Below are 26362 nucleotides of genomic sequence, written 5' to 3'. Positions count from 1 at the left end.
ACCGTCGCGACGGCCTAGCCATCCCACGCCAAACCTATGAAATGATACGACGACCACCACCGGAATGAGGTCAGCGTTTCGGGCCGAGCCGCCGTCGCACTGACGCGATGTCACCTGGACTCCAGCCGGCCCGTCACGCGCAGGAGGCGAGCGGTGGACAACCCGATCGTTCTTGAAAACCAGAAGCCGGGGACGCCCAGAGATGTCTGGGACGCGCCCGCCAGCAACCAGATCGAAGGCTTCGCCACCCAGTTCAGCGTCGACAACGGCAGCACGGTCTCGTTCAAGATCAACCTCAATGTCGCCCAGGGCGCGACGGCGCCCTACCGCATCGAGATCTATCGGCTTGGCTACTACGGGGGCGACGGCGCAACCCTGGTCACCACCTTGAACGGCCTCACCGGCGTTCGGCAACCCGACCCGATCACCGACTCCCGAGGCCTCGTGGACGCCGGCAACTGGTCGGTCAGCGCCAGTTGGACGACGCCGGCCGACGCCGTCTCGGGGGTCTATCTGGCCAAGCTGGTGCGCGCGGACAACGGCGCCACCAACCAGGTCCCCTTCATCGTCCGCGACGATGGCGGCGCGAGCGACGTTCTGCTGCAGACCTCCGACACCACCTGGCAAGCCTATAACGGTTGGGCCGGGCGTAATGGGCAGGTCGGCGGGAGCTTCTACGGCGGCTTCGACCAGCCAGCCAACATTGCGCCAGACCAAAGTCCGCTCGACCAGGACCGCGCGTTCGCGGTCAGTTACAACCGCCCCTTCATCACCCGCGGTGGCGGCGGCACCTATGCCGGCGGCCAGGACTATCTGTTCGGCGCGGACTACGCGGCGCTCTATTGGCTTGAGAAGAACGGCTACAGCGTCTCCTACGTCTCGGGCGTCGACACCGACCGGCTGGGCGCGAGCTACCTCACCAGCCACAAGGCCTTCATCTCCGTCGGCCACGACGAATACTGGTCCGGCCCCCAGCGCGCCAATGTGGAGGCCGCACGCGACGCCGGCGTGAACCTGCTCTTCTGGAGCGGCAACGAAGTCTACTGGAAGACGCGCTGGGAAAGCAGCATCGTCGATGGCGTCGAGTATAGAACACTGGTCTGCTACAAGGAGACCAAGTTCAACTATTCGCTGGGGGCCGGGCCGCAGGACTACCCCAACGTCGATCCGTCGACTGAGTGGACCGGCACCTGGCGCGACCTTCGCTTTGTCGGCAACCCGAACGCGGTCGGCGCCAGGCCCGAGAACACGCTTACAGGCCAACTGTTCGGCCCCGACGGCTCAGGCGAGTTCGGCGGAGCGCTGGACATACCCGCCGCCTATGCGGGCCTGCGGGTATGGCGCAACACTGGCGTCGGACCGAACGGCGCGCTCGACATCGCCCCCGGCATCCTTGGCTACGAATGGGACACATCGCCGACGGACGCGTTCCGCCCCGCGGGCCTGATCAAGCTCTCGGAAACGACGATCCCCTGGAGCGAGATCCTGACCGACCAGGGCAATCGCACGGCGCCCGGCACGGCGACCCACAGCCTGTCGCTTTACCGCGCCCCAAGCGGCGCCCTGGTGTTCGGGGCCGGCACGGTGTTCTGGAGCTGGGGTCTCAGCAACCAGCACGATTCCAGCCCCTACGGCGCCAACATCCAATCGGCGACGCTGCAGCAGTTCACCATCAACATGTTCGCCGACATGGGCATCCAGCCCGGCGTCTCGGACGCGATCCTGCAATCGCAGGGGCTGGCGCGGGCGCTCGGCTCCAATGATCGGATCGCCGCGACCACCACGCTGACCGACCTGCCCGACAGCGTCGGCGCCTTTTCGCAGGTCACGATCAGCGGCTCGGCCGCCGACATCGACAATGACCCGTCGAACGACGACGGCCGCGTCGCCCTCGTCGAGGTGTCGGTCGACGGCGGGTTGAACTGGAGAGTGGCGCAAGGCACGGCGAACTGGACCTACAGTTGGACGCCCACCACGCAGGGTGTCTACACCATCAAGGCGCGGGCCATTGACGACAGCCTGAACATCCGCCCCGTCAACCAACTGGCCACCGATGTCGTCACGGTCACCGCGCCGCAGACGCCGAACACCGTCAGTCTGTTCGGGTCCTCGGTCACGCCCACGGGGCAGCTCTACAATGACGGGCAGGCGGTCGAGCTCGGCGTCAAGTTCCAGGCGACGCAGGGCGGCGCGATCACCTCGCTTCGCTATTTCCGCGCGGCCGGCGACTCCAACGACACCGACCAGCGCCAGGGGCATCTCTGGGCGGCCAACGGAACCCTGCTCGCGACGGTGACCTTCAATTCCGCGCCGGGCCAGTCAGGCTGGCAGGTCGCGACGCTGACGACGCCCGTCACGATCCAGGCCGGCGCCCTCTACGTCGCCTCCTACAAGACCGACAACAACTACCTGGCGGCCGACAACTATTTCTCGACCACCTACAACGAGCCGTTCGGCGTGCTGAGCGCCCCGGCGAGCAGCCAGGTCGGCGGCAACGGCGTCTATATCTACGGGGCCGGCGTGCAGTTCCCCAACCACAGCTACAACGCCGGAAACTACTGGGTCGACGTGGTGTTCGACCCGCCAAACGGCGCCAATAGGCCACCGGTGTTCACCTCGGGGGCCGCCTTCTCGATGGCTGAGAACAGCACGCTTGTCGGCGCGCTCAGCGCAACCGACCCGGACGGGAATGGGTTGACCTACGCCATCGCCGCCGGCGACGATCGGGCGCTGTTCACGATCAACGCCAGCACCGGCGAACTGCGCTTCCTGACCGCGCCGGATTTCGAGGCGCCGCGGGATACGGGGGGCGATAACCACTACGCGCTGACGGTCAGCGTCTCCGATGGGATCGCGCCGGCGGTTCAGCAGGCGATTACCGTGGCCGTCACCGACCTGGCCGAGGGTCCGCCCGGACCGGCGACCTTCGCGGGCCGCTCCATCACGGCGGAGTACATCTTCGGCTCGACGCCCGACACGCTGTTCCCGACCGCCAGCGCGCGGCAGACCGCCACCGTCAACACCACGCAGGGCGCCGTCGAGTTCGCCAACCTGCCGAACGCCGATCCGGCCGCCATCGGCAACGGACAGTACGGGCTCGCGGCGGTCGATCTCGGCGCGCTGACCCTCCAGATCCAGTTTCCCCTCGACCCGGCGGTGTTCAGCCAGGCCTATGTCGCGTTCGCCACCGCCCAGGACAAGCCCTTCAACGGCGTGCGGCTCAGCGACGCCGACGGGCTGTTGCCGATGGTCCGCGGCGTGTCGATCATCAGTCAGCGCGGCTTCACCAATCAGGCGGGAGCGGCGACGCCGCTGACGGCGAGCGACTTCACCCTGACCAGCGAGGGCATTTTCCTCAATGTCGCCGGCAAGGGACGGCAGGTCGACGCCGATCCCGCCACGGCCGGCGTGCAGGCGAGCCAGGTCGTGCTCTCGGTGGATCTCAACGACGCGCCGGTCGCCGACGCCGAGGCCGCGACCACCGCGCGCGACACGCCCCTCCAACTCGCGGTGGCGACGCTGCTGGCCGGAGACACCGACGCCGATGGTGACACCCTTACCGTCAGCGCCGTCAGGAATGCGATCAACGGAACGGCCGGGTTCGACGCCGCGACGGGAACCGTCACCTTCACGCCGAGCGCGGGCTTCGTCGGGGCGGCGAGCTTCGAGTACATCGTGATCGACGGCTTCGGCGGCAGCGCGGCGGGGACGGTGACGGTCAATGTGACGCCCCCCGCTTCGAACGCGCCGCCGACCGTCAGCCCGATCAATGCGGGAACCAGCAACGAGGACGCGACGCCCCCCCTCAACATCGACCTGCTGGCCGCCGCGACCGATCCCGAGGGCCAGCCGCTCTCGGTTCAGAACCTGACGGTGACCTCGTCCAACGCCTCGCGCGTCGTGACCTTCAGCCTCCAGCCTTCCGGCGTGCTGACGCTGTCGCCGTCGCAGTTCAACGACCTGGCGCAGGGAGCCTTTGAAACCCTCACGGCGAGCTACGGGGTGTCGGACGGCGTCAACACCACGCCCAACACCGCGACCGTGCGGATGGATGGCCGCAACGACGCGCCGGTGGCGGGCGACGACGTCTTCGCGACCGGCGAGGCCGTCGTGCTGACCGGCAACGTCATCACCAACCTCGCGGGCCTGGATGTCGATCCGGACAGGAACGCGCTGAGCGTGGTCGCGCTGAATGGCGGCGCCAGCGGGCTGGGGACCGCGACGCCGCTCGCCTCCGGCGCCCGGCTGACCCTGAACGCCTCGGGGGCTTTCACCTATGACCCGAACGGGGCGTTCGACACCCTGGCCAGCGGCCAGACGGCGACCGACAGCTTCGCCTACACCGTCTCGGACGGCCTCATCAGCGACATCGCGGTGGTCACCATAACCGTCAACGGCCAAACCACCGCAGGCGTCGTCCTCACCGGCACGAGCGGGGCCAATACCCTGAACGGCGGTCGTGGCGACGACACGATCCGGGGACTGGGGGGCAGCGATCAACTGTTCGGCGACGCCGGCGGCGACACGCTCGATGGCGGCAGCGGCACGGACCGGGTGGACGGCGGTCGGGGGGACGACATCCTGCTGATCCGCGCCGCCGAGGGGCAGTTCGACACACTGATCGGCGGCGATGGAACGGACACGCTGCGGGTCGATCCGGCCGGCGGCGCGGTGGTCCTGGAAAAGACCGCGACCATCAGCACGATCGAGGTGTTCGACGGCGGCGGTCAGGCGGTGCGGGGCAGTTCCAACGCCAACACCCTGGATTTTTCCATCTTCGCCTCGGTCGTCGGCGTCGCCTCGATTTCCGGACTGGGCGGCAACGATATCCTGACCGGCTCGAGCGGACGCGACGTCATCAACGGCGACGGCGGGGCCGACCAGCTCAACGGCGGGGCCGGCGACGACCTGCTGTACGGCGGAGCCGGCGCGGATCGACTGACCGGCGGCGCCGGAGCTGACACCTTCGTCTATCGCGCCTGGGGCGAGTCGAGCGCCTTGGCGCGAGACGTGATCGTGGGGTTCGACGGCGCCGGCGTGGCGGGCGGGGACCTCATCGACGTCTCGGCCCTGTCGGTGGGCCAGTTCGCCTTCAACGGCACGGGCGGTTTCAGCGGCGGCGGCGTCGCCTCGATCCGCTACGTCGCCTCGGGGGGCGTGACCGACGTGCAATTCGACAACGGCACTGGCGGCGCGGCCGAGATGGTCGTGCGGCTTGACGGCCTGTTCTCGCTTTCCGCCGGCGATTTCATCCTGTGAACCTGGATAGCCACAGAGACCTTGTGTCGGTGCGTGTAGCCGAAGTGCTAAAGGATCCAGACGACAGCACCGAAGCGGCCACCGCGCTAAGCGGCCTGATCGGGATTTGGCGACAGTCTTGGCCGGGCGCATGACCGGGAGGGCAGGCAGCGGAAGGCTGCGGTCCGCTTTCCGGGGGAAGTGGAAGGCGCTTTGTCGGTTTCGGTAGGTGCACGGACTTGTTCCGAGGATGACGGCCGTGCGGGCCTGTCCCCTAAGCCGCCGCCTTCTGCTGAACCATGCCCTTGAGCAGGTCCATGGTCTCGGGCGAGTTGGCCAGTTCTTCGCGGGCCTCGGGCGCCCGGGCCAGTTTCATCGCTTCGAGCTTGGCCTTGTCGGCGACCGGGCCGGTGGGGCCGGCCTCGCCCATGGCCAGCTTGATCAGCACGGCCAGCTTCTGGGGCAGGGGCGCAGGGGCGCGGACCAGCATGGCGACCAGGCGGGCGTCGGCCTCGATCATGCCGCCCACCTCGCCCAGGCGGGCGCACAGCGGGCCGTAGTCCTCGACCACCAGGCCCGAGCGGACCAGGGAACGCTGCAGAGCGGCCAGGGCGGCCAGCTTGGACGCCGCCGAGTCGGGGCCTTGGCGCAGCTCGCGCTCGAAGCGCAGGGCCAGGACGTTGGCCGACAGCCAGCGGGCGGCCATGCGCTTGTTGACCGCGCCCATGACGTTCTCAGCCAGGCGGATCAGCATCAGGATCTCTTCGCGCGACGAGCGGTCGCGGCCGAGCAGGGCCTCGATGAACTCGCCGTTCAGCAGGGTCTTGGACCGGGTGGTGAAGGCGCTGGTGATGTCTTCCGGCGGCAGGATGCGGCCGGCGGCGGCGGTCAGGCTCATGGCCAGGGCGCGCAGAAACTCGATCTCGGCCTCGGCGTCGGCGGGCTTGAGGCGGCGCACGCCGTTCAGCTCCTTGAGCACCCGCTGGGCGATCGACATCCGCACGGCCGGGAAATCGTCACCGGCCAGCCACTCGCCCAGGCGCTTGGCCGTGCCGGAGAGCTCGGGCATGCAGGTGCGCACTCCGGCCTCGACGCGGATCAGGCCCTCGACCTGGGCGCCGCCGGCCAGGCGGGTCATGGCGGCCAGGGTCGTGCCCAGGTCGGCGTCGCCCCCCTTGTCCTGGGCCCCCAGCAGGTCGGCCATGCCCGCCTTGGAGCCGATGATCTCGGCCAGGGGGGTCTCGATGGCGGCTAGGGCGGCGGCGCGGGCCTTGGGATCGCTAGGCGCGGCGTCGGCCAGGTCCAGCAAGCGGGCGATCTTCTCGGACCAGTTCTTGCCGGGCGCGATCGAGGCGGCGACGCCGGCCCCCAGCAGGAAGGCGCGGTCGGGATCGGTGGACAGCCGCTCGGCGGCGCGGGCGAAGCCTTCCTTGTCCAGGTCGGGCAGGGCGCCCTTCTTGAACTGCTTCATCAGGTTGGCGACGGTGCGCTCGACCAGGCCCTGGAAGGTGCGGATCAGCTCGTGGACCGACATGCCCCGGGCCTCGGCCTCGGGGATGGCGATCTTTTGCAGGGCGTGCTGCAGGTCGGTGCCGGAGGCTTCCAGCTGCTCGACCAGGTCGGGACGGTGCAACAGCTCGAACGGGGTGGCGTTGTGGCGCGCCAGCCAACCCTCCAGCAGCCGGCCGATGCGGTCACGCGCGTGGGCGGTGTAGAGGTCGGCGGGCTGGACGCAGAGCGGATCCAGGTCCTCTTGCACCTTCTTGGGCTTGCCGCCGTCGACCTGGCCCTTGGTGAAGATCGAGATGGACTTGTATTCGCGGCTCTCGGGGTCGAGGGTTTCCTTGCTGACCCGCACGGCGATCGCCCGCCCCTGTTCCAGCGCCTCCTCGGCGGTCTGCAGGGCGTGGGTGCGGATCTCGGTGGCCATGTCGAGCGTCCACTGCGCGCCGGGCTTGCGGCGCACGAACAGCTCGTAATGGACTTGGTCGCTCATCGGCAAAGGGCTCCCCGAAGCTCCCTTATGGGATACAAGACCTTAAGGTGAGGTTGCCGGCCGAAAACGCGGGGCGGGCGCCGTTCGGAAGCGCGCCGCAATCGCGCCACGCTGGAGCCGCAAAAGCCAGGGAAAGCTTGGCCGCCTCCATGCGTTACAGGGGGCGCGTTGTAGCGTGCGACGCCGATCGATAGTATCGGCAGGAAAATCGCGAAAGGACCCATAGGGCTCGATGGCCGATATTACTCTCATCGACGACGACGAGAACATCGTCGCCTCGGTTTCGCTGGCGCTGGAAAGCCACGGTCACGTGGTGAAGGCCTATTACGACGGCGCGTCGGGGCTCGACGCGGTCGAGAGCCAGGCGCCCGACCTGGTGATCCTGGACGTCAAGATGCCGCGCATGGACGGCATGGAAGTGCTGCGCCGCCTGCGCCAGAGCACCGAGATTCCCGTGATCATGCTGACCTCCAAGGACGACGAGATCGACGAGATCCTCGGCTTCAACCTCGGGGCCGACGACTACATCCACAAGCCGTTCAGCCAGCGCCTGCTGCTGGAGCGGGTCAAGGCCGTGCTGCGCCGGGCTCGCCCCGAGGAGGAGGACGCCGCCAGCGCCGCCCCCGGCTCGGCCAATTCCAAGATCATGAAGCGCGGCAAGCTGACGCTCGATTCGGCGCGGCACGACAGCCTGTGGGACGGCAAGCCGGTGCGCCTGACGGTCACCGAGTTCCTGCTGCTGCAGTCGCTGGCCCAGCGCCCGGGCTTCGTGAAGAGCCGCGACAACCTGATGGACGCCGCCTACGACGACCAGGTCTATGTCGACGACCGCACCATCGACAGCCACATCAAGCGCATGCGCAAGAAGTTCCGGCAGGTCGATCCCGAGTTCGATTCCATCGAAACCCTCTATGGCGTCGGCTACCGATATCGCGAATCCTGATCGCAAGGGGGCCGGGGAGTCCGGCCCGGAGGCCAAGCCGAGGCGGGGTTTGACCCTGCCGAGGCTGGCCTGGCCCAAGCTTGCCTGGCCGAGGGGCTCGCGCCTGGGCCGGCTGATCATCGGCTTGAACCTGCTGGCCCTGGCGGTGCTGCTGGGCGGGGCGCTGGTGCTCAACGAGCTGCGCAGCGGCCTGATCAACACCCGGATCGACAGCCTGACCACCCAGGGCGAACTGATCGCCAATGTGATCGACCTGGCCGCGACCGTGGGCGACCCCGAGCCGCGTCTGGTCCCCGACCAGGCCAGCGACATCCTGCAGAGCCTGTTCATCCCGCGCTCGCAGCGGGCCCGGCTGTTCGACGCCCAGGGCAACCAGCTGGCCGATTCCTACGTCGTCGCCGATCGGGTGGAGTCCAGGGCGCTGCCGCCGGCCCGCAAGCCGGGGCAGCCGGCCTTCGGCCTGCCGACCCACAACCCCGACACCAAGCCCAAGGTCGCCGAGGCGGCGCGCCAGGCCCTGGCCGCCGAGATCGCCCAGGCCAAGCTGGGCGAGCCGGTGGCCGGCACCCGCATCGACGAGATGGGCGAACGGGTGGTGTCGGTGTCGATCCCCATCCAACACGTGCGGGCGGTGCTGGGCGTCCTGACCCTGGAGGCCGGCGACGTCGACCAGATCATCGCCGCCGAGCGCAAGGCGCTGCTGCCGTTCGCCCTGATCGCCATCGCCACCACCCTGATCTCGTCGTTCCTGCTCAACCGCCTGATCGCCCAGCCGGTGCTGCGCATGGCCAGCGCCGCCGATCGCGTGCGGCTGGACGGGGCCCGGGCCATCTCCCTGCCCGACATCTCCGGCCGCAAGGACGAGCTGGGCGACCTGTCGCGGGCCCTGGAGGAGATGACCGACTCGATGTCCGAGCGGATGGACGCCATCGAGCGCTTCGCCGCCGACGTGGCCCACGAGATCAAGAATCCCCTGACCTCGATCCGCTCGGCGATCGAGACCCTGGACCTGGTGACCGATCCCGCCGCCCGGGCCCGGCTGCTGGGCATCCTGCAGCAGGACGTCACCCGCCTGGATCGGCTGGTCACCGACATCTCCAACGCTTCCAGGCTGGACGCGGAGCTGTCGCGCGAGGCGCCGCGGGCCTTCGAGCTGAACGGTCTGCTGGCCGAGGTCATTCACCTCTACGAGGCCCAGCTGCGGCCAGGCGACGCCCCGGGCAGCGTGCGGGTGACCTTCGACGCCAAGGGCGCGCCGCCGCACGCCCGGATCGTGGCGCGCGAGACCCCCGTGGGCCAGGTGTTCCGCAACCTGATCGACAACGCCCGCTCGTTCAGCGCCGCCGACGGCGAGGTGCGGGTGACGCTCAAGCGCGACCCGGGCCTGCGCGACCATCACAATCGCCTGATCGTCACGGTCGACGACGACGGCCCGGGCATTCCGCCCGACAATCTGGAGACGATCTTCGAGCGGTTCTACACCTCGCGGCCGAAGGGCAAGGCGTTCGGCGGCAATTCGGGCCTGGGCCTGTCGATCGCTCGCCAGATCGTCGAGGCGCACGGCGGGACCATGCGGGCCGAGAACCGCAAGGACGCCGAAGGCAAGGTGATCGGCGCCCGGTTCCTGGTCGATCTCCCCGAAGCCAGCGCCCACAACGGCCACCATCATCATCATCACGGTGGCCCGCGCGACGCCCATCGCGAGGGAGGGCCGCGCGAATGATCCGCCATGCGGGACTGATCGCCCGTCGGGTCTCCGGAATCTGGCGCGGCGCGCTGATCGAGGGCCCATCGGGCGTCGGCAAGAGCGATCTGGCGCTGCGGGCCCTCGACCAGGGCTTCGTCCTGGTCGCCGACGACCGCACCGTGACCTTCGTCTCCGGCGGCCGGCTCTACGGCCGAGCGCCGGACGCCCTGGCCGGACTGGTCGAGGTTCGCGGCGTGGGCGTGCTGCCCCGGCCGCATCGGGCGCTCTGCCCGATCGACCTTCTGGTGCGCTGCGTGGATCGGCCGCAGGCCGTCGAACGGTTGCCCGATCCCATATTCGAGGTCATCGAGGGCGTGTCGACGCGGGTGCTGGACCTGTGGCCTCTCGAACCCGGCGGACCCGGGAAAATCAGACGAGTGTTTGAGCATCTTGGAGTCGCCGACTAACAAGCGTATCAAGGCGGCCCGCGCGGCGCCTCCCTGCCGCCACGGGTTATGGGGATCCCGTTTGAGAGATCAGGCATGATCGGGCTCGTGATAGTCACGCACGGGCGGCTGGCGGAGGAGTTCGTCTCCGCCATGGAGCATGTGGTCGGACCGCAGGGCGCGGTGAAGGCCATCTGCATCGGTCCGGAAGACGACATGGAGCGTCGCCGGTCTGATATCCTGAAGGCGTGCGCCGCGGTCGACCAGGATGGCGACGGCGTGATCCTGCTGACCGACATGTTCGGCGGCACGCCGTCGAACCTGGCCATTTCGGTGATGGAGCAGACCAAGGCCGAGGTGATCGCCGGCCTGAACCTGCCGATGCTGATCAAGCTGGCCAGCGTGCGCCAGCGCGAGGACCTGCAGGCCTGCGTCGCCCACGCTCAGGAGGCTGGACGCAAATATATCTCCGTGGCCTCCTACGTGCTGGCGGGAGAAAAATGAGTCGCATGGCGGAGCGAACGGTCGAGATCGTCAATGAGCGGGGGCTGCACGCCCGCGCCTCGGCCAAGTTCGTCAAGCTGGCCTCCGGCTTCGACGCCGAAGTCACGGTCGCCCGCGACGGAACCAGCGTCGACGCCCGCTCGATCATGGGCCTGATGATGCTGGCCGCCGGCATCGGCTCGACCATCGACATCGCCGCCGAGGGACCGGAAGCCGACGCGGCGGTCGAGGCCCTGACCGAACTCGTGTCCAACCGGTTCGACGAGGAGCGGTAGTCGCTTTTCGCCCCCCTAGCGCGTCAGCGGCCGCAGGATGATCTCGACCCGACGGTTCTGGGCGCGGCCTTCGGCGGTGTCATTGGAGGCGATCGGCTGGCGCTCGCCCTGCCCGGCCACGAAGACGCGGTCGGGCAGCACCCGGCCGGGACCCGTCAGATAGCCGGCCACCGAGCTGGCGCGGCGCTCCGACAGGGTCTGGTTGTAGTCGTCGGGGCCGCTGCTGTCGGCGTGGCCGACCACGTCGATCGTCGTCTGCGGATAGGCGTTCAGCGTACGGGCCACGTCGTCCAGCACGCGGGTGAACTGGGGCTGGACCTCGGACTTGTCGACGGCGAAGGTCACGTCGCTGGGCATGACCAGCACGATCTGGTCGCCGTTGCGGCGGATCATCACGCCCGAGCCCTCCAGGCTGCGGCGGAAGTCGGCTTGCTGGCGGTCCATGTAGTTGCCGACCGCGCCGCCGGCCAGGGCGCCGATACCCGCGCCGATCAGGGCGTTCTTGCGGCCCTGCTCGCCCTTGTTGGTGTTGGTCAGATAGCCCAGGGCCGCGCCGATGCCGGCCCCGCTCAGGACTCCGGTCCCGGTGTTGTTGCGCACCGGCATGCCGGTGTAGGGGTCGGTGGTGGTGCAGGCGGCCAGGGTCAGGGCGCCCGCCAGGGCGATCCATGGCGCGGACTTGGTCATCATCGCGGTCTTTCCCTCATGCGGCCTTGATCCCGGGCCGTAGCCCGTGATCCTTGGCGTCGTTGAATCCTTGCGAGGCAGAACGCCTCGTCCATGGCCAAGTTCCAACAGGTGACATGACGCCGAGATGAACGGCCTTCGCGCCGGACGCCTGACAGTGTAGTAAGTCCAGCCTTACTAAGTCCCCATCTTGCCAGCCGAGGCCACGCCCGTGTCCGCATCCGCCATCGAACCCGTCTCGTTCACCCTGTACTCGAAGGATTTCGACAGGTTCGCCCAGGCGCTGGGCGCGTCGTTCCAGCGCTACGGCTTCGCGGTGATCTCGGACCACGACCTGGCCCAGGCGCGGATCGACGCGGCGATCGCCGACGCCAAGGCCTTCTTCGCCTTGCCCGAGGAGACCAAGCGCCAGTACGCGGGGGTGAAGGGCGGTTCGCGCGGCTACATCCCGTTCGGCATCGAGACCGCCAAGGGCGCCGACCACTACGACCTGAAGGAATTCTGGCACGTTGGCCGCGACCTCCCGCCCGGCCACCCGTTCCGCGCCACCATGGCCGACAACATCTGGCCGGCCGAGATTCCCAGCTTCCACCATAATGTCGGCTGGCTGTACGGCGCGCTCGACAGCCTGGGCGTGCGGGTCCTGAAGGCCATCGCCACCTATCTGGAGCTGGGCCGCGACTTCTTCGACCCCACGGTCAAGGACGGCAACAGCGTGCTGCGCCTGCTGCACTATCCGCCGATCCCCAAGGACGCCACCGGCGTGCGGGCCGGGGCGCATGGCGACATCAACACCATCACCCTGCTGTTGGGCGCCGAGGAGGGCGGGCTCGAACTGCTCGACCGGAATGGCGACTGGCTGCCGATCAACCCGCCGCCCGGCTGCGTGGTCTGCAACATCGGCGACATGCTCGAGCGCCTGACCAACCACGTCCTGCCCTCGACGATCCATCGAGTGGTCAATCCGCCGCCCGAACGCCGCGGCGTGCCGCGCTATTCGACGCCGTTCTTCCTGCACTTCGCGTCGGACTACCTGATCAAGACCCTGCCCAGCTGCGTCACGGCCGAGAACCCGGACCGCTATCCCGAGCCGATCACCGCCGACGCCTTCCTCCAGCAGCGCCTGCGGGAGATCAAGCTGGCCTAGCCGGAACCTCCATCAGTCCCGGGACGAGCCGGAGGCGAGGAGGCGAAAGCCAAGGCTTAGCCAAAACGAGGCGCCGCCAAGCAAAAAAGCCCCGGAGGATCGCTCCGGGGCTTTTTCTTACTTGGTGATCCGCAGGTTCTGGATCGAGCCGGCGATGGTGTTGAACACCGAGGTCAGCTGGGCGGCGTCGGTGACGTCGTAATACATGTCCAGCTTGGTGGCGCAGTCCTGCAGGATCGTCTTGGAGTGGCTGGAGACCCCCACGCCGATGGCGTAGATCTGCACTCCCTCGGCCTTGGCGTTGTCGCAGACCAGCTTTTCCCGGCTGTCGATCGCGTCGCGGCGGTTGGTGGCCGTGGAGCTGCTGGTCAGGGCCGTGCCGCTGGCGTTCTTCAGACGCCCCTGGCCGATGTAGCCGTAGCCCGTATAGGCCGAGTTGTTGGGGTTGTTATAGGTGTCGTTGGTGTTGTCGCCGTCGGTCAGCAGCACGATCACCTTGGTGGTCTTCTGGCCGTCGGCGGAGTTCGGAATGACGCCGTCGGCGAAGGGCCCGTTGTTCGACAGGGTGTGCCAGCCCCAGACCAGGCCCATGGCGACGTTGGTGTTGCCGTTGGCGACCATCTGGCCGAGCTTGGTCTTCACCGCGTCCCGCTGAGTGGTGGAGCGGACATTGGTCAGGCGCATCAGGCTGGTCATGCCGCAGCCGGAGTTGGGGCCGTAGACCGTGCCGGTCTTGGCCAGGCTGAGGACGTTGTTCTTGTTGTTCGCGCCGTACTTGGCGATCGGCGTCGAGCGCGTGTTCCAGGCGGTCGCCAGGGTGCCGTTGGGCGCAACCCCGTCCGGCAGCCAATTGTTCAGGATCGGATACGAGGTGCCGGTGGTCCGGCTGTCGCGGTAGCGGGTCGAGCTGGACTGGTTGACGCCGACGGTGTTGTCGTCGGGCTCGTCCGGCGCGAAGAACGGCACGAACAGCGAGGCGGGCGTCGCGCTGGTCGGCGGATCGTCGGTGACATCGTAGGGCGCGGGACGGCTTTCGACGCAGCCGGCCCAGGTCAGGCCCAGGTTCGACAGCAGGGCGAAGCGGTCCTGGTTAGTCGCGAACACGTCGGTCCCGTAGCCGGTCGCCGGCATCTTTCCCGACATCCAGCTCTGGCTCTGGTAGGTCGAGCCGACATTGACGGTCATCGAGAACGGCACGACGCTGATCTTCACAGCGTCAGTCTCGCTGGCCCGGGCCGCGGCGGCGGCCAGGACGTCGACCAGCGACTGGGAGGCGTCGATCAGGGCGTCGATCTTGCGGGCCCCCGAGCCCAGGGTGCTGGCCATCGAGCCGGTGTTGTCGAGCACCAGGGCCACTTCCAGCTTGTTGACCGAGCGCATCACGGTGGAGTCCGCCGAGACATTTGGGTCGCCGGAGCTCCAGAGATTGGAGATGATCGGCTTGATGGTCACGTTCTGGACCTTGCCGACCACCGTGTTGTTGTCGCCCAGGGAAAAGGTCGAGTTGGCGGCCGTCAGGGTCACCCCCAGGCCGGCCATCTCGGTGGCCAGGGCGGCGTCGCCGATGGTGTCCAGGTCGGCGTTGGTGGTCGCGGTCGAACGGGCGGCCATCAGGGTCGCCGCGTCGAGGGCGTCCTGCAGCTGGCGCTTCTGGACGCTGGCCCGGCTGAGGTCGATCAGGCCGAAGGTCAGGATGGCGATCGGGATCAGGAGCAGCGCGAACTGCACGGCGATCGCGCCGCGCTCGTCGTCGCGAAGGCGCGCCGCGAGGCGTTTCCACATGGTCATGAGCAAGGCCCGACTCCCCAGAGATCGGGCATTATCGCCAAGGACGGTGAACGGGCGGCAAACGACGATGGTGAATCTTTCCACCTTCGCCGGGCTCGCCGGAGCCTGTCTCAGGCCTCTACCAGCCGCAGGACTGGCCCCTGTTCTGCTTGATCAGCCAGGCGTTCAGCGGCGCGAAATAGTCGGCGATGGCGCTGGCGTCCAAGTCCTTCTCGCCGGTGAAGGCTTCAAGGGCCTCGGGCCAGGGCTTGGACTGGCCCATGGCCAGCATCTTCTCGAACTTCTCGCCCACCGCCTTGTCGCCATAGACCGAGCAGCGGTTCAGCGGCCCCTTCCAGCCGGCCTGGCGGCAGGCGGCTCGGTAGAACTGGAACTGGTAGACCCGGGCCAGGAAGTAGCGGGTATAGGGCGTGCTGTCGGCGACGTGGAACTTGGCGCCAGGATCGAAGGCGTCGGCCGGGCGTGGTCCGGGCGGGGCGACGCCCTGGTATTGGGCGCGCAGCTTCCACCAGGCCTCGTTGTAGTGGGCGGGATCGATCTGGCCGGAGAACACCTGCCAGCGCCACTTGTCGACCAGCAGGCCGAAGGGCAGGAAGGCGATCTTGTCCATCGCCATGTTCAGCAGGTACGGGATGTCGGCGTCCGCGTCGGGCGCGGCGTCGATGACCCCGATCTGCTTGAGATAGGTCGGGGTCAGGGCCGACAGGCCGACGAAGTCGCCGATCGCCTCGTGGAAGCCGTCATTGGCCCCGCCCCGGAACAGGTAGGGCTGACCGGCATAGGCCCGCTGGTAGAAGTTGTGCCCCAGCTCGTGGTGCACCGTATAGAAGTCGTCGGCGTTGACCCGGGTGCACATCTTCACCCGGATGTCCTGGTCGTTGTCGACGTCCCAGGCCGAGGCGTGGCAGACGACCTCGCGATCGCGCGGCCGGGTGATCATCGACCGCTTCCAGAAGGTGTCCGGCAGCGGGGCCATGCCCATGGAGGTGTAGAAGCCCTCGCCGGTCTTCATCATCTTGGTGGCGTCATAGCCCTTGGCGGCCAGCGACTGGGTCAGGTCGTAACCCGGTCCCGGAAGGCCCTGCGGAGCGGCGATGTCGTAGATGTTGCTCCAGCTCTGAGCCCACATGTTGCCGGTCAGGTCGGCGCGGATCGGGCCGGTCTTCGGTTGCACCGCGTCGCCGTACTTGGCGTTGAGCCGCCCGCGGACGTAGCAGTGCAGGTTCTTGTAGAACGGCGCGACCTGGGCCCAGAGGGCGTCGGTCTTGGCCGCGAAGGCGTCGGGCTCCATGTCGTACCACGAGCGCCACAGGGCCCCGGTGTCCTTGTAGCCCAGCTCGGCCGAGCCCTCGTTGGCCAGCTTGACCAGCTTGGGATAGTCGGCGGCCATCGGCTTGGCCACGGCGTGCCAGGCCTCCCACATGGCCTTGATCCTGGCCGGGTCGCGTTCGGTGCGCAGGCGATCGTCCAGGTCGTCGAGCGTCAGGGTCTCGCCGTCGATCGTCACCTTGCCGGTCGAGTAGAGCGCCCGCAGCCGGGCCTGGACGTCGGCCAGTTCCTGGGCCGCGCCCGGCCTGTCGGAGGCGGGCAGGACCAGGCCGGCCTTCAGCAGTTTGAGCTTGCGGCGGGTGACCGGGTCGACCTGCGTCCGGTCGAAGCGGGCGGCCTGTTTGGCGTACTTCACCGACAGGGCGTTGGCCTCGGCGTCGACCTTGGCGTTCAGCCAGTTGGTGTCGTCGGTGATGTAGGTGGCCTGCACCCAGGCCATGCGGGCGGCGTATTCGCCCATGGCCATCAGGTCCTTCTCGGCGCCGTCGACGAAGACCTTGGCCTCGGCGGGGGAGGGGGGCGAGGCGACAGCCTGGGCCTGAGTCTGGTTTTGGGCTTGGTTTTGGGCCTGGGCCCCGGCGGACAGGGCGGCGGCGCACAGGGCCACGGCGGCGCAGGCGGCCGGCAGACGGGACTTCATCGAGCCTCCCCAGAGTTCGGCGATCCTCGAGGGATCCGGACGCCGCATGGGAGGCGGCGGGGGCGCGGGCGTCAAGGTCCGGGGCCGCGACGCCCCGTCCTTTTGGAAAAAGTCGCGAGAGCTGCTATATCCTGGCCTCGATCCCTGAAATGTCTTGCCTTCGGACCGCCCCTTGAGCGTCACCCTCGACCTGTCCCGCGTCGCGCCCGCCGTCGATGCTCCCAAGCCGCCGATCAACCTGTCGGGCCTGACCCGGCCGCAGATGGTGGCCGCCCTGACCGAGAGCGGCGTGGTCGAGCACGGCAAGGCCAAGATGCGCGCCACCCAGATCTTCCGCTGGGTGCATCACCGCGGCGTCACCGACTTCGCCCAGATGAGCGACGTGGCCAAGGAGACCCGGGCTCGCCTGGCCGACCATTTCACGATCGCCCGTCCCGAGGTGGTCGAGCGCCAGGTCAGCAAGGACGGCACCCGAAAGTGGCTGATCCGCATGGCCCCGGGCGTCGAGGTCGAGACGGTCTACATTCCGTCCGTGGGCCGGGCGGGGGCGCTCTGCGTCTCCAGTCAGGTGGGCTGCACCCTCAACTGCAGCTTCTGCCATACCGGCACCCAGGCCCTGGTCCGCAACCTGACCGCCGCCGAGATCGTCGCCCAGGTGCAGATCGCCAAGGACGACCTGGGCGAATGGCCGTCCGACAAGGAAGACCGCCTGCTGAGCAACATCGTGTTCATGGGCATGGGCGAGCCGCTCTACAATCTGGGTCAGGTGGCCGACGCCATCGAGATCATCAGCGACAACGAAGGCATCACGATCTCGCGCCGCCGGATCACGGTCTCGACCTCCGGCGTGGTTCCGCAGCTGCAGGCCCTGGGCGACAAGACCCAGGCCATGCTGGCCATCAGCCTGCACGCCACCAACGACGCCCTGCGCGACGTGCTGGTGCCGCTGAACAAGAAGTATCCGCTGGACCAGCTGATGGCTGGGATCCGGGCCTATCCGGGCCTCAGCAACGCCCGCCGCGTGACGTTCGAATATGTGATGCTCAAGGGCGTCAACGACAGCCCCGACGAGGCCCGCGCCCTGGTCAAGCTGATCAAGGGCATTCCGGCCAAGGTCAACCTGATCCCGTTCAATCCGTGGCCAGGCACGGACTATCAGTGTTCAGACTGGGCCGCGATCGAGGCTTTCGCCGCGATCCTCAATCGGGCCGGCTATTCCTCGCCGATCCGCACCCCGCGGGGCCGCGACATTCTCGCCGCCTGCGGCCAGCTGAAGAGCGAGAGCGAGAAGGTCCGCGCCTCGGCGATGCGCAAGCTGTCGATGGCCGCCATGGCCGGCGTGCTGGACGACGACGAGGACGAGGCGGCGGCGTAAGGCCGGCCCCCACGCCGGCCCCACGCCGGACGGCGGAGCCGGACATCACGGACTTGAGGTCCAACGCCGGCGCGCTGGCCAGAGCGTCCAGCCGATTCCGGCGCGAAGGCAAGTTGATGTCGGGCGCATGGCGAGGCTAGTTTGCCGTCGCCTTCCAGACCTCGAGGACTCCATGGGCCAGTTTCGCGCGGCCGACCTTCTTCGCCGCAAGCCCGTGGGCCAAGTGGTCGCCGAGGGGGGCGAGCACCTTCCGGACGAAGGCCTGCATCGTTCGATCGGCCTGTTCCAGCTGACCATGCTGGGTGTCGGGGCCACGATCGGCACCGGCATCTTCGTGGCCTTGACCACGGCCGTGCCGGCGGCCGGGCCGGCCGTGGTCGTCTCGTTCGTGATCGCCGGGATCACCGCGGCCCTGACGGCCCTGTGCTACGCCGAACTGGCCTCGACCATCCCGGTGTCGGGCTCGTCCTACAGCTACGCCTACGCGACGCTGGGCGAGTTCGTCGCCTTCCTCGTCGGGGCGTGCCTGCTGCTGGAATACGCCGTCTCGGCCTCGGCGATCGCGGTGGGCTGGGGCCAGTACCTGAACGAGATGTTCTCCGACCTGATTGGCTGGCGCATGCCAGACGCCATCGCCAAGGCGCCGGGGGCGGGCGGGGTGTTCAACCTGCCGGCGGTGGTGCTGGTCGGCGCCTGCCTGATCCTGCTGCTGCGCGGGGTGAAGGAGTCGGTGACCGTCAACGCCGTGCTGGTGGTGCTGAAGCTGCTGGTGCTGCTGTTTTTCGTGGTCATCGCCTTCAGCGGTTTCCACGCCCACAATCTGACGCCGTTCGCCCCGATGGGCGTGGCCGGGATCGGGGCGGCGGCCTCGTCGATCTTCTTTTCCTACATCGGCATCGACGCGGTCTCGACGGCCGGCGACGAGGTCAAGGACCCGCGCCGCACCCTGCCGCTGGGCATCATCCTGTCCCTGCTGATCGTCACCGGCGTCTATATCCTGGTGGCCCTGGCCGCGGTCGGCGCCCAGCCCTGGACCGCGTTCGCGGGCCAGGAGGCCGGGCTGGCGGTGATCCTGCGCAACCTGACCGGCCAGGCCTGGACCTCGCTGATCCTCTGCGTGGGGGCGATCATCTCGATCTTTTCGATCACCCTGGTCGTCATGTACGGCCAGACCCGCATCCTCTACGCCATGAGCCGCGACGGCCTGCTGCCCAAGGTGTTCCAGCGGGTGAACCCCAAGACCCAAAGCCCGGACCTGAACACGTGGATCGTCGCGGCCTTCATCGCCCTGCTGGCCGCCTTCGTGCCGCTGGACACTCTGGTCAACCTGACCAGCATGGGCACCCTGATCGCGTTCGCCATCGTCTCGCTGGGGGTGATCCTCCTGCGGCGCACCCAGCCCGACCTGCCGCGCGGCTACCGCGTGCCGCTCTATCCGGTCGTACCGGTGCTCAGCGTGGGGTTCTGCGGCTACCTGATCTACGGCCTGCCCCTGGACACTTGGATCCTGTTCGCGGCCTGGGGCGCGGCGGCCTGCGCGATCTACTTCGGGTATTCGGTGCGCAAGTCGAAGCTGGCGACGGCGTAGCGACGCCCGGGGAGCGGGATGATATCGTAACCATAGCTTCTTTCGCCTGACGCCCAGGCGATTCGGTAACCTGGCGGCCCGGCGCGGGCCCGTTCTCTGCTGAAAAGCGATGAAGACGTCAGCCGGGCGAAAGGCGTTGACAGCCTCTGATTGTCATTGATATCGATAACAATAGAACTGGTCGCGGCGTCGCTCGACGTCGCGATTTGGGCGACGCGATCGGCTGAGCGGCGTCCGAACTCACGTCAAAGCGAGTCGGCGAAAGTCCGAAGGGGAGGAAATGATGGGTGCTCAAAGCCCTGTGCGCGGCCGTGTGCGCGCAACGGAAGTTTCTCACATGGTTCTGGCGCTGGTCGCCGGCGCGAGCGCGTTGTCGGCGCCCGGCGCGTACGCTCAGACCGCGACCCCGCCCAAGGCCGCGGCGGCGAAGCCTGCGGCCCAGGACAACAGCGAGATCAGCACCGTCGACCAGGTGATCGTCACCGGCGTCATGGCCGGAACCGCGGCCAAGAAGGCCAATGTCTCGTTCTCGGTGCTGAACGAAGACGACATGTCCAAGTTCACGCCGATCAGCGCCGACGACATGCTGCGCGACATGCCCGGCGTCGTGGTCGAATCCAATGACGGCGTGGCGCGCAACGAGGTCTTCACGCGCGGCATGACCATCGGCACCGGCGCCAATACGTCGGGCTACTTCTGGACGACCATCCTGGAAGACGGCCTGCCGGTCGTGCCGTTCAAGTTCAGCGGCTTCCAGGACGGCTACTTCTACCGCGCCGATATCTCGACCAGCCGGGTCGAGTCGGTGCGCGGCGGTTCGTCGGCCACCGGTGTGACCACGTCCGTGGGCTCCACGTTCAACTACATCACCGGCACGGTCAGGCCGGGCGGGGTCATCCAGACCCGCCTGGGCTTCGAGGGCGAAGACCTTCACCTGTCGTGGAAGCAGGTCGACGGGGCGTATGGCTGGGTCAACAAGGCCGGCGACGCGGGCGTCGGCGTCAGCGGCTTCTACCGCCGGTCGAACGGCCAGGTGGATCCCGGGTGGGACCTGAACCATGGCGGCCAGTTCAAGGTGAACCTCTACAAGGAATACCAGGGCGCCGGCGGGTCCGGCGCCTTCAACGTGATCCTCAAGCACCTGGACGACACCAACGCCGAGCTGACGACCTTCCAGCAGCCGACCTACGGCTACCAGGACGCACAGGAGATCCCGGGCTTCGGCCGGGACGTGAACCTGTTCATGAACGGCGGCGAGCAGACCGTTCCGAACTATTTCAAGCCGGGCGGCCACACGCTCGATCCGTCGGCCGGCTATCGCTACAAGCAGGACGCCATTTCGCTGAACTGGCGCCACGACACGGACGGCGCCTGGGGCTTCACGGGCGCGCTCCGTGTCCAGAAATCCGACTATCGAGGCCAGTCCTACAAGCCCCAGGGCCTGGCGTCGCTGGCCTCGGCGGCGGCGACGCGCGAGCGTTTCGGCCTGAACATCGACAACCTCGACCGCACGCCCGGCTACTACGAGTTCTACAACGCCGCCGGGGCCCTGGTCGCCAGGGTCGCCAACAACGTGGCCGGCTCGCAGTTGGGAACGAACTACCGCACCGGCGCGGCCTGTCCGCGCGTCACGGCGACCACCTGGCAGACCAACAGCCTGTGCATCGTGGCCAATAGCCTGCCCAATCGTGACATCGACATGCGCGGAGGCCTGGTCACCGCCACCATCCCCAGCGCGAACGGCCGCTTCAATTCCGGAGTCGTGCCGGTCGGCAGCGCCTCGCAGGACCTGGTGCTCCAGACCCGGGCCGAGGACAACGACCGCGGGTCGAAGGACTTCATGGGCAACTTCACCGCCAGCTACCACGGCGAGTCGTATGGCCTGAACTTCGGCGTGTACGTGGCTCGGTCCCATCAGGCCAACGACAACTGGGCCAACGGCCTGGGCGTCTCGGCCTGGGCCGACGGGCAAGTCCAGAACCTGAACGTCAAATATGTCACGGCGTCGGGAACGACCTATCAGCTGACCGACGCCGGCGGCTGGGGCTCATACGGCAGCGGCCTGTTCACGACGGTGTCGCAGCGGGCCAAGATCCTGGAAGTTTCGCCCTATGCCGGCTTCAACTGGTCGCCTGGCAAGCACTGGGACTTCAACGGAAGCATCAAGTACCAGCACTTCAACGCCAAGACCCATTCGGAGACCTGGGACACGCGCAACGCCGGCGCCGCGTCGCTGACCAACGGCGGGCTCGATGGCGATCCGCTGACCGTTTACGACAATGTCTACATGACCCAGACGGCGTCGAAGGTCATTCGCGCCGACCGGGCGCTGGGCGTCGTCGACTACAGCGTGTCGGCTGGGTACAACTTCAACGCCAAGCACAAGATCTACTATCGATACACCGACGCCAAGCAGCCGGCGGCGGGCGTCATCAATCGCTACTCGACGGTGGCCGCCCTGGTTCGTCCGCTCGGTCCGACCGCGTTCATCAAGGGCCACGAACTGGCCTACACGTTCGGTGATCGCAAGTTCAACGGCCAGGTCACCGCCTTCTACCAGAGCTTCGCGGTCAACGATTATCCGACGGCCGTCGATACGGACAACGTCTCGACCTATCTGCTGCCGGAAAACTTCAACACCTACTTCACGCGCGGGATTGAATCGTGGGCGAAGTGGCGGATCACCCGGAACCTCGAGTGGTCTCCGTCCGTGACTTACCTGAACGGCAAGACGACCGCGGCCTATAACTGGCTGAACACCGGCGCCAACGGCCTGGGCGCGGCCGACGATGTCCTTCGTGTCGATGCGGGGATCCTGGCCCGGTCTCCGAAGTGGACGGTCAGCAACACCGTTTCCTACCGATACAAGGATTTCCGCTTCAACGTTCGTCACCGTTTCATGGACGAACGCAAGCTCAACACCAATGCGCTGGACCATCGCTTCCTGCCCAAGCAGGACAATGTGGACGTCTCGGTGCAATACGAAGGCCTGGCCAAGACCAAGGTCACCGTCGACGTGCGCAACCTGTTCGATACGCAGTATGTCTCGGCCTACGATCCGATGATCAGCAGCAATCTTCCGGCCAACGTCCAGGTCTACGACGTCGTCGCCCAGCTGCCGGAGTCCGGCTACCTGCTCAAGCGCAACGCGCCGCGGTCGGTCTGGCTGACCGTCCGCAAGGAGTTCTAGGCGGCCGTGACCAGCGACCACGACCTGAAGCTTGTGGCGCCGTTCAGCCCGACCATCCTCAAGGCGACGATGCCGGACGGGATGGTCGAGCGGCTGAACGCCCGCATCGACGACCTGCTGGGGCGGCAGGACGAGGTCGCCGCCCGCGACTGGTCCGCGCACCTGGCCGGCGTGGTCAGCACCGAGATGCGGTTCACCGACGTCATCCGCGAAATGTCCGAGGTCACCGACTTCCTCTACGATGTCGCGCGCACCTACGCCTACCGCTGCGAAAACGCGCTCATGCACTACGGCGACTACGAGCGGACCGAAGAGCTGGCCGACAAAAAGCTGCGGATCCAGATCAAGGAAGGCTGGGTCAACGACATGGTCGCCGGCGACTACAATCCCGCCCATTTCCACCAGGGCTGCCTGTTCAGCAGCGTCGGCTACCTTCGCGTGCCGCCCGACTACGAGGCCGAGTTCCGGGCCGACAAGGCGCGGCAGAACACCGCCGGGTGCCTGCAGTTCATCGACAGCCGCAGCGCCGTGGGCGTGCGCAACCTGTTCGTCGTCAAGCCGGCGGTGGGCGAGTTCTACCTGTGGCCGTCCTGGATGCTGCACTGCGTCTATCCGTTCCGGAGCCCAGGCGTGCGCCGGAGCATCGCGGTCAACCTGTCCCTGGCCTAGGCGGATCATTATTGAGCAGGAACACGATGACAGCGACGGGGAGGAGACACGGGGTGCGTGACGTGATGCGGCGGGTGTCCGGCCTGGTCCTGGCGGCCTGCCTGATCGGCGGGGCGGCCCAGGCCCAGACCTTGCGGTCGGGGCACCCTTACCTGGCCTTCAGCGACCGCCACGTCGCGCAGTTTCGCGCCCGGGTGGCCGAGGACCCCGACGCCAAGGCGGCTTGGGACCATGCGCACGGCCAGGCCGACGAGGCGTTGACCCGCAAGCCGGCCAACGACCGCGAGCTCAACGCCGCCCTGATGGACCTGGCCCTGGCCTACCGCATGACCGGCGAGCGCCGCTACGCCGACCGCGCCAAGGCCCTGCTGGACGTCTATGCGGCCCGCCCCAACTGGGTCACCGACAAGCCGCTGCTGGCCCGCACCCCGGTCTGGAATTCCGACCTGGGCATGGGGACCAGCGCCTATGTCTACGGCCTGACCTTCGATGCGATCCATGACGCCCTGACCCCGGCCGAGCGCGACCGCCTGGCCAGGGCCCTGGTCAAGGGCGCCATCAAGCCGATCCTGGGCGACTGGGTCGACGGGGCGGAGCGGATCCACAGCCTCGACACCATGGGCCACAACTGGTTCAGCCACATCGTGTTCGGCGCGGGCGTGGCGGCCATAGCGGTCAAGACCGAAGAGCCCCAGGCCGACGCCTGGATCCGGCGCATCGACGAGGCCGCCGAGGAATGGGCCGCCTATGACGGCGGCGCGATCGAGACCAAGCCCCAGCACTTCGCGTCCAACGGCGCCTTCGTCGAAAGCATCAACTACGCCGACTTCGCCGTGGAGGGCTATCTGAGGTTCAAGCGAGCCTGGCTTGACGCCTTCACCGAAAAGCCCGCGCCGACGCCGCGTTTGGACGGAGTCGCCGACCTGTTCATCCAGAACCTCTATCCAACCGGGGTGGGCGCGCTGTCGTCCAACTTCGGCGACGGCAATCCCACCGCCAGCGGGGCGCACGCCCTGATCAACCTGTGGGCCAGCGGCGACCAGAAGCCCCGCTATCTCTGGTATCTGGACCAGGTCCGCTCCAATCCCGGCCAGGATGTCTGGAGCGAGCCGGAGAACATGGTGCAGTGGCCTTCCGCCAAGGCGCGCGCGGAGGCGGCGCGCGGGCCGGACCTGCCGACCCGCTGGATCGACCGGGACCTGGGCTCGGCGACGATGCGCTCGTCCTGGTCGCCGGACGCGACCTATCTGGCGCTCCGTTCCGGCTTCACCTGGAACCACAACCACGCGGACGCCGGCAGCTTCATCCTCTGGCACAAGGGCAAGCCGCTGCTGATCGACTCCGGCAACAGCAGCTATTCGCGGCCCGAATACGACGGCTACTATCGGCAAAGCGTGGCCCACAATGTCGTCACCCTGGACGGCAAGGCCGAGCCGGCCAGCAACACCTATGACGGCTCGCATTTCCCCGGGCGGGTCGATCACCTGGTCGATGCGGGCGACCTGCGCTTCGTCTGGGCCGACGCCACGGGGCCGAACGCCAGCGTCTTCGAGCGCAAGTATCGCAGCTTCCTGTGGCTGGGCGACGTGATCCTGGTGATCGACGACCTGAAGGGCTGGCAGCCGGGTCAGTTCGAGTGGCTGCTGCACTACGAGGGTGAGGCCAAGCGGCAAGGTCAGGTGATCACGGTCAGGAATGGCGACGCCGAGGTGGCCGTCCAGCCGCTGTTTCCGCAGACCCTGCCCGACGGCGGCCTGCCCACCGACTATCCCGAACTGCTGCGCATGGCCCAGGGCGCCGGCCTGAGGGACCACGCGCCCGACGAAGCCCAGCCCTATCTGCGCCTGCAGGCGCCGGGCGTCTCCGACCGCATGAAGTTCATCGTCGCCCTGACCCCTAACGGTCCGGCCAGCGCGCCACGGATCGAGCGTTTCGAGACCAAGGACTACCTGATGGTGCGGCTTCACCAGAAGGGGCAGGTGACCGACGTCTATTTCAACCTGCTGGCCGACGGCCGGATCCGTCACCGCAACGCCAACGCCGATCTCGGCGGCTGGGAGACCGACGCCTACATCCTGGCGCTAACCTATCCCGAGGGCGGGACGCCGCGGAAGCCCGAACGCTGGTTCGTGGCGGACGGCAGCTACCTGCGCCGCGAGGGCCAGGTGGAGCTCGATTCGCTGTCCAAGGCGTTCGTGGTCAGGACGGCCGGCAAGCGGGGGGCCGAGGCCAGCATCGAGGGCCAGCCCGTCCTCGCCGTCCGCTTGGGCTGCGATGGCGCGCGGTCGATCACCGTGGAGGGGGCGGCCGCCGCTTGCGAGCGTGACGTCGCGCTGGTCCGTCGAACCCGCGCCGCGCGATGATGACGGCGTGACCTGAACAAACCGGATCGCCTCTTGGTTCGGGCCAGCTCGGCGAGAAGATCGGTCAGCCCCACGTTTGGACGGGGGCAAGCTCCAATGGCCGAGCGTCGCCAGGAAATGCGTCAAGACGAAAATCTGAGGTCCCGCCCGGACTCAGTCGGGTCGGGAAACGCTCAATCTCCCTGAAGCGTCGCTGCGGGCGGCGCCGGACGACGACTCCCTGTGGGCCGGGACACGGCGTCGCCAGCGATGTAGGCGTGTTGCAAAAAACTTTGTATAAATAAAACGCTACGGTATTTTGGGGCAAATTTTCCCACCGGATCGCATCGAGTGCAAGTGCAAGAGCGCCGCCCGATTATGGAGCGTCCCCTCAAGCACTCATGCAGGGAGAAGGCGCACTGCACCGATGGCCGCAGCGCCTCTGACAAATTGTCTGCTTAATTGCTTCCAGCGAAACTTATAATATGCCTGTGAAGTTGCTCGCTGTGCGTTTGCGA

At 67.7% G+C, this 26362-nt stretch carries 16 protein-coding genes; 12 read left to right on the top strand and 4 right to left on the bottom strand.

The window, feature by feature from the left end; all coding sequences use genetic code 11:
- Positions 1-153: 153 nt before the first annotated feature.
- The gene (locus tag G3M57_RS24900) at positions 154-5259 is read left to right on the top strand and encodes a N,N-dimethylformamidase beta subunit family domain-containing protein (protein ID WP_163233431.1); all 5106 of its coding nucleotides are present in this window, start codon (positions 154-156) and stop codon (positions 5257-5259) included.
- 253 nt (positions 5260-5512) lie between these two features.
- On the opposite strand, the gene G3M57_RS24895 is transcribed toward G3M57_RS24900, so the two are convergent.
- Complete coding sequence (locus tag G3M57_RS24895) at positions 5513-7234, bottom strand: hypothetical protein (RefSeq protein ID WP_056756120.1); 1722 nt, start codon at positions 7232-7234, stop codon at positions 5513-5515.
- Positions 7235-7466: 232 nt separating this feature from the next.
- On the opposite strand from G3M57_RS24895, the gene G3M57_RS24890 reads away from it, so the two are divergent.
- The 5 genes from G3M57_RS24890 (at position 7467) to G3M57_RS24870 (ending at position 11089) form a co-directional block, all read left to right on the top strand.
- The gene (locus tag G3M57_RS24890; protein WP_056756117.1) at positions 7467-8177 is read left to right on the top strand and encodes a response regulator transcription factor; all 711 of its coding nucleotides are present in this window, start codon (positions 7467-7469) and stop codon (positions 8175-8177) included.
- The gene (locus G3M57_RS24885) at positions 8146-9900 is read left to right on the top strand and encodes a sensor histidine kinase (RefSeq protein ID WP_163233430.1); all 1755 of its coding nucleotides are present in this window, start codon (positions 8146-8148) and stop codon (positions 9898-9900) included. Before G3M57_RS24890 ends, G3M57_RS24885 begins: the two co-directional genes overlap by 32 nt.
- A complete protein-coding gene (locus tag G3M57_RS24880) occupies positions 9897-10331 on the top strand; it encodes an HPr kinase/phosphorylase (RefSeq protein ID WP_163233429.1) in 435 nt (144 codons plus the stop codon). Before G3M57_RS24885 ends, G3M57_RS24880 begins: the two co-directional genes overlap by 4 nt.
- Before the next feature lie 75 nt (positions 10332-10406).
- On the top strand, positions 10407-10814 hold the full coding sequence (locus G3M57_RS24875; RefSeq protein ID WP_056756109.1) for a PTS sugar transporter subunit IIA: 408 nt from the start codon (positions 10407-10409) through the stop codon (positions 10812-10814).
- On the top strand, positions 10811-11089 hold the full coding sequence (locus tag G3M57_RS24870; RefSeq protein WP_056756108.1) for an HPr family phosphocarrier protein: 279 nt from the start codon (positions 10811-10813) through the stop codon (positions 11087-11089). Before G3M57_RS24875 ends, G3M57_RS24870 begins: the two co-directional genes overlap by 4 nt.
- 15 nt (positions 11090-11104) lie before the next feature.
- On the opposite strand, the gene G3M57_RS24865 is transcribed toward G3M57_RS24870, so the two are convergent.
- Positions 11105-11779: a YiaD family glycine zipper/OmpA-like lipoprotein gene (locus G3M57_RS24865; protein ID WP_057187394.1), complete on the bottom strand. Its 675-nt coding sequence runs from the start codon at positions 11777-11779 to the stop codon at positions 11105-11107.
- 208 nt (positions 11780-11987) lie between these two features.
- Here G3M57_RS24865 and G3M57_RS24860 point away from each other — a divergent pair, with 208 nt between their 5' ends.
- Positions 11988-12923, top strand: coding sequence for an isopenicillin N synthase family dioxygenase (locus G3M57_RS24860; RefSeq protein ID WP_163233428.1), 936 nt, complete (start codon positions 11988-11990; stop codon positions 12921-12923).
- A 117-nt stretch (positions 12924-13040) separates the two neighbouring features.
- On the opposite strand, the gene G3M57_RS24855 is transcribed toward G3M57_RS24860, so the two are convergent.
- Complete coding sequence (locus G3M57_RS24855) at positions 13041-14711, bottom strand: TadE/TadG family type IV pilus assembly protein (RefSeq protein ID WP_244322579.1); 1671 nt, start codon at positions 14709-14711, stop codon at positions 13041-13043.
- 118 nt (positions 14712-14829) lie between these two features.
- Entirely contained in the window at positions 14830-16680 is a 1851-nt protein-coding gene (locus G3M57_RS24850) for a M2 family metallopeptidase (protein ID WP_163233426.1), read from the bottom strand.
- Positions 16681-16852: 172 nt separating this feature from the next.
- Here G3M57_RS24850 and rlmN point away from each other — a divergent pair, with 172 nt between their 5' ends.
- From rlmN to G3M57_RS24825, 5 genes are all read left to right on the top strand, one after another.
- Entirely contained in the window at positions 16853-18055 is a 1203-nt protein-coding gene (rlmN, locus tag G3M57_RS24845; protein ID WP_163233425.1) for a dual-specificity RNA methyltransferase RlmN, read from the top strand.
- A 172-nt stretch (positions 18056-18227) separates the two neighbouring features.
- A complete protein-coding gene (locus G3M57_RS24840; RefSeq protein WP_163233424.1) occupies positions 18228-19643 on the top strand; it encodes an APC family permease in 1416 nt (471 codons plus the stop codon).
- Positions 19644-19980: 337 nt separating this feature from the next.
- Positions 19981-22833: a TonB-dependent receptor plug domain-containing protein gene (locus tag G3M57_RS24835; RefSeq protein WP_163233423.1), complete on the top strand. Its 2853-nt coding sequence runs from the start codon at positions 19981-19983 to the stop codon at positions 22831-22833.
- A gap of 6 nt (positions 22834-22839) precedes the next feature.
- Positions 22840-23502 (top strand): putative 2OG-Fe(II) oxygenase, encoded by a 663-nt coding sequence (locus G3M57_RS24830; RefSeq protein WP_163233422.1) that lies wholly within the window; start codon positions 22840-22842, stop codon positions 23500-23502.
- 53 nt (positions 23503-23555) lie between these two features.
- Complete coding sequence (locus G3M57_RS24825; protein WP_163233421.1) at positions 23556-25865, top strand: heparinase II/III domain-containing protein; 2310 nt, start codon at positions 23556-23558, stop codon at positions 25863-25865.
- Positions 25866-26362 lie beyond the last annotated feature (497 nt).

Origin of the sequence: Caulobacter rhizosphaerae (assembly GCF_010977555.1) — a bacterium.
Taxonomy (GTDB): domain Bacteria; phylum Pseudomonadota; class Alphaproteobacteria; order Caulobacterales; family Caulobacteraceae; genus Caulobacter; species Caulobacter rhizosphaerae.
Note: the sequence above shows the minus strand (reverse complement) of the source record. Positions and strands in the feature narration are given on the sequence as shown.